17 protein-coding genes are annotated in these 11,848 nt (G+C 40.3%); all 17 read right to left on the reverse strand.

Annotated elements, in window-relative coordinates; all coding sequences use genetic code 11:
* Position 1: 1 nt before the first annotated feature.
* Positions 2-1,036, reverse strand: a complete 1,035-nt coding sequence (locus tag CL176_RS02050) for a BppU family phage baseplate upper protein (RefSeq protein ID WP_118989822.1) — start codon at positions 1,034-1,036, stop codon at positions 2-4.
* On the reverse strand, positions 1,033-2,532 hold the full coding sequence (locus CL176_RS02055; RefSeq protein ID WP_118989823.1) for a phage tail spike protein: 1,500 nt from the start codon (positions 2,530-2,532) through the stop codon (positions 1,033-1,035). The genes CL176_RS02050 and CL176_RS02055 overlap by 4 nt, the downstream gene beginning before the upstream one ends.
* Complete coding sequence (locus CL176_RS02060; RefSeq protein WP_118989824.1) at positions 2,532-3,248, reverse strand: hypothetical protein; 717 nt, start codon at positions 3,246-3,248, stop codon at positions 2,532-2,534. The genes CL176_RS02055 and CL176_RS02060 overlap by 1 nt, the downstream gene beginning before the upstream one ends.
* Entirely contained in the window at positions 3,245-6,733 is a 3,489-nt protein-coding gene (locus CL176_RS02065) for a hypothetical protein (RefSeq protein WP_118989825.1), read from the reverse strand. The genes CL176_RS02060 and CL176_RS02065 overlap by 4 nt, the downstream gene beginning before the upstream one ends.
* Before the next feature lie 14 nt (positions 6,734-6,747).
* Positions 6,748-7,002 carry a hypothetical protein gene (locus tag CL176_RS02070; RefSeq protein ID WP_162890772.1) on the reverse strand — a complete coding sequence of 85 codons (255 nt, stop codon included), beginning with the start codon at positions 7,000-7,002 and terminating at the stop codon, positions 6,748-6,750.
* 104 nt (positions 7,003-7,106) lie between these two features.
* On the reverse strand, positions 7,107-7,481 hold the full coding sequence (locus tag CL176_RS02075) for a tail assembly chaperone (protein ID WP_118989827.1): 375 nt from the start codon (positions 7,479-7,481) through the stop codon (positions 7,107-7,109).
* A 28-nt stretch (positions 7,482-7,509) separates the two neighbouring features.
* Positions 7,510-8,127 carry a phage major tail protein, TP901-1 family gene (locus CL176_RS02080; RefSeq protein ID WP_118989828.1) on the reverse strand — a complete coding sequence of 206 codons (618 nt, stop codon included), beginning with the start codon at positions 8,125-8,127 and terminating at the stop codon, positions 7,510-7,512.
* Between the two features lie 12 nt (positions 8,128-8,139).
* Positions 8,140-8,523 (reverse strand): gp17 family tail completion protein, encoded by a 384-nt coding sequence (locus CL176_RS02085; RefSeq protein ID WP_118989829.1) that lies wholly within the window; start codon positions 8,521-8,523, stop codon positions 8,140-8,142.
* Positions 8,523-8,867 carry an HK97-gp10 family putative phage morphogenesis protein gene (locus tag CL176_RS02090; RefSeq protein WP_118989830.1) on the reverse strand — a complete coding sequence of 115 codons (345 nt, stop codon included), beginning with the start codon at positions 8,865-8,867 and terminating at the stop codon, positions 8,523-8,525. Before CL176_RS02090 ends, CL176_RS02085 begins: the two co-directional genes overlap by 1 nt.
* Positions 8,868-9,161 (reverse strand): hypothetical protein, encoded by a 294-nt coding sequence (locus CL176_RS02095; RefSeq protein ID WP_118989831.1) that lies wholly within the window; start codon positions 9,159-9,161, stop codon positions 8,868-8,870. It abuts the gene before it with no gap.
* Positions 9,158-9,478, reverse strand: coding sequence for a phage head-tail connector protein (locus CL176_RS02100; RefSeq protein WP_118989832.1), 321 nt, complete (start codon positions 9,476-9,478; stop codon positions 9,158-9,160). Before CL176_RS02100 ends, CL176_RS02095 begins: the two co-directional genes overlap by 4 nt.
* Positions 9,479-9,482: 4 nt before the next feature.
* On the reverse strand, positions 9,483-9,662 hold the full coding sequence (locus CL176_RS02105; RefSeq protein WP_118989833.1) for a Rho termination factor N-terminal domain-containing protein: 180 nt from the start codon (positions 9,660-9,662) through the stop codon (positions 9,483-9,485).
* Positions 9,662-10,459 carry a N4-gp56 family major capsid protein gene (locus CL176_RS02110; RefSeq protein WP_118989834.1) on the reverse strand — a complete coding sequence of 266 codons (798 nt, stop codon included), beginning with the start codon at positions 10,457-10,459 and terminating at the stop codon, positions 9,662-9,664. Before CL176_RS02110 ends, CL176_RS02105 begins: the two co-directional genes overlap by 1 nt.
* A 1-nt stretch (position 10,460) precedes the next feature.
* The gene (locus tag CL176_RS02115) at positions 10,461-11,048 is read right to left on the reverse strand and encodes a DUF4355 domain-containing protein (RefSeq protein WP_118989835.1); all 588 of its coding nucleotides are present in this window, start codon (positions 11,046-11,048) and stop codon (positions 10,461-10,463) included.
* A gap of 102 nt (positions 11,049-11,150) precedes the next feature.
* Positions 11,151-11,369, reverse strand: a complete 219-nt coding sequence (locus CL176_RS02120; protein ID WP_118989836.1) for a hypothetical protein — start codon at positions 11,367-11,369, stop codon at positions 11,151-11,153.
* Positions 11,370-11,421: 52 nt separating this feature from the next.
* Positions 11,422-11,553: a hypothetical protein gene (locus CL176_RS12805; protein WP_276101804.1), complete on the reverse strand. Its 132-nt coding sequence runs from the start codon at positions 11,551-11,553 to the stop codon at positions 11,422-11,424.
* Between the two features lie 64 nt (positions 11,554-11,617).
* Positions 11,618-11,848 (reverse strand): hypothetical protein, encoded by a 231-nt coding sequence (locus tag CL176_RS02125; RefSeq protein WP_118989837.1) that lies wholly within the window; start codon positions 11,846-11,848, stop codon positions 11,618-11,620.

Below are 11,848 nucleotides of genomic sequence, written 5' to 3' on the forward strand. Positions count from 1 at the left end.
CCTATTGTTTAGTTTCTAATGCTTTAATACGATTTTCTAGATTAGTCACTTTGCCACTTAATCCATTGTAATTAGACTCTAAATCACCAATGCGATGCATAACGTCGTTAGGCACTGACGAACTGATAGTATCTCCACTAATTGTCACATTCGAGCCAGCGACTAACTTATTTTGTTTGCCGTCCCAGCGAGTGCGGTCTGCTGCCGAAGTGTGAACTGCTGTGTTATTAACATGATTATTAAAGTTAGATTCTGTCGCTTGTTTTTCATTTGTTACATTATCTAGAGCTATGTCTGCTTTTGTTGGCCATTTAGCACTTATTGCATTTCCAGTGATACTAATATTTGCCCCTGCCGTCAAAGCATTCTGCTTAGCATTCCAAGTATTTCGTTCTGCTTGAGTAATATGCCTAACCGCATCACTATTATGGCTGTCAAACTCTTGTTTAGTGGCTTGTTTAACATTATCTACATTCCCAAGTCCTACTTGCTTTTTAGTGACTTTATGAGGATTATCAAAATTTGCCGTGTGCTCATTGACTTGTTTAATAATCTTGTAGACATCATTGTCATAAAACACCTGCATGTATTTCTTCACTTCGTTTTCAAACCAATCAGCCACTCGTTGAAAACTATCAGAATAAACTTTCTTGATAGCTTTAACACCCTGATCAATTGCAGATAACCCTACCTCAAAACTGAACGACGCTACGTCAGCGGATTGTGTTCCGTGATAAATATACACATAAGCGATGACTCGTTCAGTCTGACTAATCATCGATTGATCTAAATTAAATGCTGCTCCCCCGTTAAAAATACGAGCTTCGTGTTCTGACTTAGATTGTGACTTTCTCCAATACAGAAATACTTTAACTGTATATGTGTCATCAAGTAACATGTCAATGCCGTTTTCATCGATAAAGTATATTTCAAATTCATGGTTTCGAACATCTTGAGACCATAATTTGACCGGTAAATCTCGCGTGGCTCGTATTTCAGGTGTAATTTGTAAATTACCAATAATTGTCTTTTTCACTCAGCTGTCACCTCTTCCAATTCTTTTTGTAATTCTTTCGACTTCGTCTCCAATTCAGTGATTTCTTTATTGATAGTGCTAATACTTGTCTGCAAGTTACTAATTTGTGAATTCAGTTGTGTTCTGCGGATTTCTAAGCTTGATTTATTTATTCCTTCTGGATCAGCTAACTCAGCATTCACTCTTGCTAATTCACCTTGAGCTAAGTTCAGTTCATCTTGATATGCTTTTAACTCACCTTGTTTCGTCAGTAAGCTCAGTACAGTTAGGTTGATTTCGTTCGTCAATCGTTGTTCTTCTTTGCGTTTTCGTTCAATTTCAGCAACGGCTGCTTCCATTGATTTCTGAGCTTCTTGTTGTTGCAATTGAAACGCTGATAATGTTTGTTGATCAGCACCAACGCTTAGTTCTAATGATTGGACATTTATGATATCTAACTCTAATTCAATGATTTGCAGTTCTTCCACGCCGCTAAGCGGTGGATTGATAATAGGATGTGTGTTCCCGACCTCAAATTTGTCATAGCGTTTATCGATTAAATTTAAATTCACTGCTGATACACGCCAATTTGCAATAGCAACTCGTTGATTATCCATGTATTGCTGGCCACGTATTTTCAAAATATTCGCTGCGCTGATATCTGTCCAGTTAACAGTTCTTTGGATTACACCAAATGTTTCAATAAGTTCTTTGTCTTCAAGATATTCAATGCCGTTATTAACTGATTTGATATCAATACGTTCTCGAATAACATATTGACCACTATCATCATCTCGAATCGTTGCATCTTCTTTATCCGCACCAATAGGTACAATTCGAGTAATCAATTCAGAAACGTCTACTTCGCGTTCTGCTTCTTTCAAGTTTTCCCCAATTTTTATTGGGGTGTTTGATTTGTGGCCAACCTCTTTCAGATAATCTAAATAAAGCCCATCTGGTTCATGTCTAAGTTGCAAGTATCCGCCAAATCGCCCGATGAAGAACTCTCGTAAAGTTTCCCAAGTCGTTTCGTATCCGATGTAGCGAGTTGGAATATCTGAACCACTATCAACGGTAACTCGCCCAATCTTAAATCGTTTATGTGGTTCGACCACACTATTATGTCTTTGTATCACACGTTCAAAATAATCCCTCATGCCTCTGTTTGGCACACGAGCAAACATTTGATTGGAGTCGTTTAAATAAGCTAAAAAGTCCTCCGCAAGAAAATTTTGTGCAAACAAACCACTTGCATCCATTGATCCCACCGGTTTATAAATCCTTCCAAAAAACTCTTGATTATTATCAAGCGTATTAACGACCTTGACTAATCCCTTCAGAAGCCTCACTTTCTGATAGGTGACATTGTCTACACTAATCGTAAACTCGAATGTACTAACTGTATTCAGTGCTTTCTTGATACGTCCCGACAGTAGTTTCTCACCAAACGTATTTGGCTCATGAATCACGACTGGCTCTTGGTCATAAATATCATCGTAATAAAAAACGCGATACATTATCCCATCACCTCATGTCTAAAGTGGAAGGATATGATCCCGTTTCCTTGAATTGTTAAATTGTTCATTCCCGGTTTTAATCGTAACAATAAGTTATCTGTTGTTCCGGATTTATAGTCATGCACTTCACCGTCAATAGTCACTTTCATGCTTGAGGTAGTAATTACTTGCGGTGATACTGATACGCTACCAGTGTTGTACAGCATAATATTCTTTTTGCCCGTTACCTCATATTTCGTAAAGTTGGCGACATCTCGCTCGAAATTAAACGCATCCCATACATCATCAAACCACTGGTTCTCTGTGAACATAAACGGATAAACATTGAAGATAATAGTAGCAATCAGACTGCTTGTTTCATGAGCATCTTCAACTTCCACTGATTGACATTTACCTAGCCAATAATAGCCATAGTCATGCGTATCTCTCAATATTGAGCGGTCATGCATCATTAGCTTACGCTTAATGTCTTGCTCTAGCCACTTCCGCTTGTCATAACCATAATTAAACGCTTGAAACGTATAAGTAATTTCACGATTTGTAAAAATGCGTTCGCCTAGCAACATTGAAAAATCGAGGACTCCTTGCATATAAGGTATGTCCTCGATAATACTTTTTTCTTCAGGTGTCGGCGCTTCACGTTGAATTAGATATAAATTTTCATTCTTCGAATTAAAGTTATTAAACTCAATCAATTCATGTATTTCTAAACTCATGTTAAGCTATGTCGCCCCCTTGTCGTTACTGATTGCCCTAATTGACGGTTCATGGCTGGTTCAATCTTCCCAACTAATGTTCCATCATCTAAAACAATGGTGTTCCCTTCTTTAATAGCACTAATAACTTGATCCAATTTACCTTCAATCCGATCATTTGACCTAAATGTGTAATCTGCATACTGGCTAGAACTTACATTCGGAGAACCTAATGATACAGCTTGATGTACTCTATCCCTCATAGAAGCCAATTTCTTATCAAAGTCATCTGTTGGTAGAACATCATCTAATGAAACCTCAAAATTATCCATCACTGCCGAAGCCAAAGTTCTGGCGGCTTTCGCCATCGCTTTAACCTTACTCAAAATACCATTGATTGCACCTATCGCAGTCCACTCACCACTTCCGAACATTACACGAGACGGTGACCGAATATCCAATGTGCTATTGTAGGCTCTGTTTGCTGCGTTTGCTAAAGCTCTTGCAGCTGCGGCTACCGCACCCGTTTTTGAACTTATACCGTTAGCCGCACCTTGACCTGCATTTTGACCTGCGGTATACAGTTGGCTCTGTAATTGATTAAACACACTGACTACTTGGCTGGTAATTGATCTTGAAGTGGATACCATTGTATTCCCAGCAGTTGAGAATGCACTATTCATCTGTGAACCACCGCTAGTTACTGCTGATACAATATTGTTCATTGCGTTTTGAATAGTAGCAACCATCTGGCTCATCGCGTTTTGCACAACACTATTTGCTTGCGTCATCGCTGATTGGATGATGTTAACAAATTGATTCATTGCACTCTGTGTAATCTGAACTATTCGGTTCATCGCCGTTTGAATGGTTGATGTCATGCGACTCATTGCATTTTGAACGGTACTATTTGCTCGGCTCATCGCTTGTTGAATGATATTCGTAAAGCGATTCATAGCTGACTGCACCGTTGTTATAATCCGATTCATAGACGTTTGTACAGTTGTAGACATTCGTGTCATTGCGTTCTGTACATTTGAATTAGCTCGGATCATTGCTTGCTGAATGGTACTAGTAACATTACTCATGCTGGACGATGTCGCAGAACCCATATTACTCATGCCACTCGTTAATGCACTTGACATACCGCTGACCCCACTAGTAACAGCACTGGTTGCGGAGGTCATTGCCGTTGTCACAGATGTACCTAGCGACGTAATGCTTGTTGTAAATCCTGTAACAGCCGTAGAGACGGTTGTGCCTAACGTCATCATTGAAGTCGATAACGAAGTAAAGGCTGTGGAGATACTTGGCATCACCGTTGACAATGTTGTCAAGGCTGTTCCTAACGCTGTGAAGTCCGTGGCTAAAGCAGACACACCAAAGATTGTAGCCAGTGCTGTACCTATGGTTGTTAAACCTGTACCGGCACTTTGTGCTTTTTCTCCTAGCCCAGTTATCGCCGTATTAAATGCAGTGAAGTCTCCTGCCAATGCCGACACATTATAAATAGTGCTTAAAGCTGTTCCTAATGACGATAACCCCTCAGCTGAACTTCCAGGGTTTGCTACATTAAGGGCGGTAATTGCAGCTGCAAGTCGTGTGACATTACCTGCTAGACCACCTAGGTCAGCACTAGCTAGACCTTGAACTGCTGTTACAATCGTTTGAAATGATCCAGCGATTGATTCCGCTAACCCGCCAATCGAGTCAACTAGCCCGGAAACTGAGTCAACAACGGTTCCTATCGCAGTACCGATATCTGTAGCTAAGGTGCCAAATGATTCAATAATTCCAGAAACACCTGTCGTTAGAGACTCTACCAAAGGTGTCATAGCACTTATTATGTTGGTAGCTCCTGTTGAAATTGCTGTAACCACTTCTGAGATTGCAGTACCAACTGTCGAAGCAAAATTACTGAATGCATCAATAATGATCGGAATTTGTGCGGTAACGGCGGTAACCATTTCTGTTATCGCTGGAATAAATGGTGCTAGAGCGGTAATAATCTGCACCACTGCTGTAGATATAATCTGAACCATCGCATTAAAATTCTGGCCAATGATATCAATCATCGGTGTTACTGCTGTAATAATCTGAGAAGCACCATTACTAAATGCCGTAATGACTTGACTCATAGCTACACCAACAGCTGATGCAAATGTCGCCATTGCGGAGCCAACCCCTTCAACGACAGTTGCAATTGCTGCGCCTAAACCTTGAAATGTCACACTAATAGCTTGAGCAATTCCCATCAATACCTGAGATACACCCTCGGCATTTAACGAAAGTAAAAGCAAGGCTCCCACGACAATTGCTACAATTCCTGCAACTTGTAATAAAGTAGCTCCAACTGCAGCAAAACTCACTGATGAAGCCGCCGTACCAGCACCTGCTACTTTGCCGGCCGTTCCTAATCCAGTGAACGCCCCAGTTACTTTGCCCATTAGTCCGCCTATTTTACCAATGGTGGTTATAAACCCACCGAAAATTGAAATAAGCTTTCCAACGACCATTAAGACGGGGCCTGCTGCGGTTACAACTAGAAGAGCCCATTTCTGCCACTCAGCCATTGGTAGGTTATCCCAAATTGTGGATAGTGCATTTTTAACGTTATTGACAAATGTCTTCGCCGTTTCAGCTAAATCATTCATCAAACTTTCAATGTCGGCACCTTCCGTCGCTAAACCACCAGCTAGGTTTTTAGCCGCTGCGAGCATCGAATCAAATGAACCACTGATTGTTTCTTCTGACTCTTTGGCAGTTGTTCCAGTAACTCCCATCTCTTCTTGAGTTCTGTGAATTGCTTCAATCAATACGTCGAAAGGGATATCCTTAACGTTCTCTGCAGTCGCTTCAAACTCACCATTCAAGACACCTGATTCATTGACGAGACGAGCCATCTCACTAGCTGTTCCACCATAACCTAACTTGAGATTGTCCAGCATCGTAAAGTTGTCCTTTGCAAATCCTTGATAAGCCTGTTGAATTGAACCGATATCTGTACCGAACTTATTCGCATTATCAGCCATATCCACCATCGCCATGTCTGCATATCTCACTGCTTCAGCAGTATCTCCGCCAAGGCCTTGCAAAAGCGAGGCAGAAAAGGATGTGACGTTTTCCATATAATCGTTAGCTGATACTCCTGCAGTTCTAAACGCTTTATTTGCATTCGCAATAGCCTTTGGCGCATCTTTGCCGAACATGGTTTCAATACCGCCCCAGGATTGCTCTAGCTTAGCAAATTCACCGATACTTGCTCCAACTGCCCCATCAATCGGCGCTGTAATTCCAGCAGTCATTTTAGATCCAATCGACGATATTTTCTCTCCAAATTCACTAATAGATTTACCCGCTTTTTGCATACTTTGGCTTATGCCATTAGCTGCAGTTTGAGAGGTTCGTTCTAACTCTTTGAAATTTGCTTCTGCACGTTCCATCGCTTGAGTAAATCCTTGGTCAATTACGGATAGTACCGCTTCGACACTATATGATTCTGCCATATAATCCTCCTCTCTTATTTATTTGCTTCTAGCATAAGACGTCGTAACTCAGGATTACGATTAACTTGTTTTTGTTTTGTTTTAGGTCTATTTCGATTATTTTGGTCAAAATCGAGCTCATGGTAAAACTTATTAAAGTCTCGATAGATGTATTTCCCTTTATCATCCGTTGCTTGAACCGCACGATTTAACCATGCTTGTGAATGTAATCGGTAATTTTCCATCTCTAAATCATATTTAAGTTGGTCATTGACCACCTTCATATGCAACTCAAACTCATATAGCGTTAAGTCATTAACCTCTTCAATCGTTTTAAAGCCCAAATAACGAAAACAGGAGACTACAATCTTCTCGTAAGTCTCCTGTGACGTTTCTATTCTTTCTCTTTCAGCTTTTCTTCGGCTTCTTCCAGATTCGCTTCCGATTTCTTGACGAGATCTTTCGTCACCGAAGATTTCCCCAATTCGTCCTTTACCGCTTCGAATAACCCCGCTAGTCCATCGTTTTCATCCGCATATACTTCAATTGCTTCATCGACACTCTCTTGTTTAATTCGTCCTTTTATAGCGCAACGAATGACGTCTGATAAGGCCGATACACTAAACGATGTGAGCATAGGATAAGCCGCTTGGATCCCCATTCCAAAATGGACACCATTTGTTTCGATGCCATAAACCTTATCAAGTTCACGAATAAAACCAATACCAAATTTCAATTCGTAGTCTTTACCGTTGATTGTTAATTGCATTTAATTTCCTCCTTGGGCTTTCATTCCATTAAGAAACTGTTTCTGTCGGGTTGGTCGGTGCATTGTCTAAAGAACGTAAGGATTCACTGTCTGTCCCAACTCCTGTAATGCCTTCATCAGCAATACCGGCACCTGCAAGTGCTTCGTTAGCCGTACCTGCCACCGCCTCAACGAATGCATATTGAATCACGGCTTCTTGAGCCACAGATAGAGCTGTATAGCCACGTTGGCCAACGCCTTCAATCGCAAATGTAATAGATACTTCGATTCCGTCATCAGATGGCGCTTCGTCTTCAATATCAGAAATGTAACCTTGGTAGTATGTCGCTTTGTATTTGCCTTCAACGTTCTTTACAACGGAATTAATGTCCCATAACTCAACGATTTTACCTTCTTCATGCGCTTCTTTTAATTTATCCACGTCATCGTTTGTTGACAATAAGACAGAAGCTTCAATTTCTTGCTCAACTGCGCCTAAGGTACGCTTTGTACCATCTTTCGTTGATTGAGAGTTAACATCACGACTAGAAGACGTTGAATGTGTCGTTTGGTTAGCAATCTTAGTTGCATCACCGTCTTCTCCCAAAATACGCATGAGTAAGAATTTAGCCATACCTTGCACTGTTTGTACTTCTTCTTTATTCATTTAATTTCTCCTTTACAAAATAATAAATTCTAAAAACAAAAGACCCCGCCATAACTGTGACGAGGTTGAATTGTCTGTTCTAAGTTCGACATCATGCTGAACAAGCTTGAAATGCAGGTTCTCTGCTTTGAAATATCGTAGCGACTCTCTAATTTTTGTCGCCATCATACTGACGTCAGCACGATTGTTATCGTCGCCCCAAACGTCTAGGTTTACGAAAAACTTATATCTGTAATGTGTCTTATCAGGGATTTGTACCGTTTGAACACTGCCCATGACTACGAATGGATACTCGGCATCTAAGTCTGGTAAGGACGGATAGACGGTATAACCTAATGTATCTTCAATGAGTATCTCAATCTCACCAAACAGCAATTGCTCTGTTGTCAGCTCCATTATTTCACCAGCCTATCCATATCTCGCTTGAACAATTCTTTTTGTCGATTGAATGCCGGTTTCGCAAAAGGCTGTGCTTCCATATGCCGTGTTCCGCACTCAGGATATGGTGAGTATTCTGTAGTTGGGCGTGTTGTTGTCGTTAAACCACCGTCTGTAATTTCTGTTTCAATGGTTCGCCGGGTTTGTCCTGTGGAATAACCTTTCACGAAAACCGCTCTTGCTTTCATCGTTTGATCTAACTCAGCACTGTTGACCTTTACAATCTTCTTGGCAAGCTCTAACTCAGCATTCGTCCTAATTTGATTGACAATATCGTCCATACCGTTCCAATTGACTCGCATCTAATCACCTATCGAAACGTAAAATACACGGCCGTTTTGGCGGTTAGAATCCACTTGATACTTTTGTCCATCTAGCAAAATAAAATCAAATACAGATAAATGTGGCTGTTGTAGACGAACGATTTTACGCCCTTCCGCATAATCCCCAAAGACTTGCTTGGACAGTTCAATTCCCAAGTCATTAAAAAAGCAAGGAACCGTTTGTTGCTCTACTCTCACAACGGTTTCCTTGCTTAATCTTCGATTATATTCTTTGATTTCTTTAACAAATGTGGCTCGTTGAGCGTATCTCATAGTATCTTGATACCTCCACTCGGCGTGTTCAATCCGAAATAACGACTCAGAAAAGTATCGTATTCTTCAAAGTCATGCGCTGAAAATGTTTGTGACAATCCTTCAACGGATTGATTTGTTAACCCCTCACTACCAATACGATTAAACCGCTTGACCATGACTTCAGTGATAATAAAGTCACACTCAGGCGGTACCAGCTCCTTATTAATATAAGCAACAAAATGGCTTACTGTGAGATTTTCTATCAACTTAATCAATTCATCTTGTTCAGCATCCTTAATGCCTAGCAGTAGCTTAACATCATCTAATCTCGCCATTTAATCACCCCTCTAGGGCTTCGACTAGCTCCACTTTCTTCATATCGCTGTAGCCGTCAATACCACGTTCTTTAGCTATGTCTTTTAGTTCTGCAACAGTTAGATCATTGTAATCAATAGTTTTAGCTTCTTCTACTATCTTTGCTTCTTGTTTGTTGTTGGTGTGATACCTTCTTAATAACATTAGACTGTTGCACCACCTAATTTAACGACGCCTGAGTCATCAAATAAGTTAGCTGTGTAGTATTGGTTTGCAGCAATCACAAATGCGCGAGCTAAAATATCTTTATCCATCTCAACAGTTGGACGTTTCTTGTAAACAAGCTCTACTGCGCCTTGCTTTTGAATATACGCTTCACCTTCGTTTACACGACGTGTTCTCACAATATCAGATACACCGACTAGTTCAGCAACACGCCCTTTTGCGATAGCTTGATCTTGGATACTGCCGCCAACAGTAAACAACCCTCGCACTAATTTAGTGTAATCTTTTGGATTGATAAATAAAACATAAGTTGCTTCATCTTCGTCATTGAACACGTCAATCGCAGTAAGGATACCTGTTGGTGTAAAGTCAACCCCTGCTGTTAATTTAGCGGTACGCAAAGCATTCACATAATCGATATCTACTTTATCAGCCAACGCTAAGTTAAGTTGACGTTGGGCTTCTGCCATCGTTCCGTTAATATTAGTGATTAAGGCTTTTTCAGTGATTTCAATTGCTTTACCGGCTTCTTTAACAGTGACTTGCGTTGTAGTCATGGACATCTTAGTGGTATCCATCGGCACGCCTTCTTGCAAGTCTTCAGCTGGTCCTACATATCCATATTTAGGGCGAGTGATTGTATCACCTGGTACACCCTCTAACGTGCTATCGATGCGGGCATAAGGCGCAAATCGAATAGCGTTTTCTAATGTGCCCTCTAATGCATCCGCTAATACTTCTGGATTTAATAAGTCTGTTGATAATGTTTTTGGCATATTATCTCTCCTGTTCTAATAATGTTTGATAATGTTGTGGATTTTTTGCTTTGAGTTCCACTTTCTCTGTATACGTCATTTCTGACAATTTCTTTACTGGTTGACTAGCGTTACCAATCTTCGTTGGTGTCTTACCTGCCAACGCTTGCTTTACTTTCTTATCTGCTAATTCATTGACTAAATCAACAAAACCATTTACGGCAGTTTGAGTTTCTTCAGCACTATCACGAACTACGTAAGAAAGCACCCCTTCATTAGCTAGAATGTCATGGCCAGCTAACATATTTGTTGCTTCTGTTTCTAAGTCTTTGCGGTTTAATTTGGCTTCAAGTTCGGCAATGCGCTCATCTTTCTTCTCAGCTTCGTATTTTGCTTTCTGGTCTGCATTCATCTTACGTAACTTCTCAGCTTCATTCAGTTTGTCTTCAAGTTCTCGCTCTTTCTTTGCCGAGATTTCAGCAACTTTCTTGTTGATAATGCGGTCAACGTCTTCGTCAGTATATTTCAATTCTGGTTGTTCTACTTCTTCTTGAGTGTCGACTTGCTCTTCTTCAGTAGATTCAATATCTTTGATTTCTTCTTCGTTCATGTAATAAACAATCCTTTCCCATACCTTTTAAAGTGGATACATGCCTGCACTTCCCATACAGTTTTACGTCATAAATGCTTGGACATAAAAAATAGCCGACTTCTAGTCGACCTCTTCATCCAATATAATTCGTTTTGCTAAATCCAGTGTTCCTAGTGCCATGAATTGGTTATCAACACTGTAGCTAGTATATACAACATCATCTTTGATACTTATCACAATGACTTCATCTGCATCTTGTTCTTCAAGTTGACTTATCACATCTGTGACAGATAGACCACGACTGGCCCTTTGCATTTCTTCTTTGATATCATTCTTCATGTTAATCTCCTTTTTACGTCAGTAGCGACGAGATACAGCGATCATGCGCCTGTCACCGTCCTTTCACGAACTCAATTCGGCAAACTTTGTCTGGACTGCAGAAACGATGAATGTAGTCTTCTAATTCACCAAATACGACAAAATGTTCTTCATCATCGATGATAACATTCCAGCCTATCAGCACTGTATCACCCCCTTAATTTTGGGTACAAAAATAGCACTCTACTTTTTCTTTGAGTGAGTGCTGATTAATAAAGAATATCTTGATAGCCTTCTGGTACTGCTACAGGTTTATTTGTTAGAATTCTGTCTTCAATCATTTCCGAGAGCCTTTTTGCACCCGAAATAGATACATCATAATCGCCTTCTCTGGTAATATCAATGTATTCCATCAGTGGGAACTGCTCATCGAAATGTGCTTCATATTTTTCTGTCGCCTGAACTACGATAGCCATAGATCCATCTTCCCAATATAACAT

Origin of the sequence: Suicoccus acidiformans (assembly GCF_003546865.1) — a bacterium.
Taxonomy (GTDB): domain Bacteria; phylum Bacillota; class Bacilli; order Lactobacillales; family Aerococcaceae; genus Suicoccus; species Suicoccus acidiformans.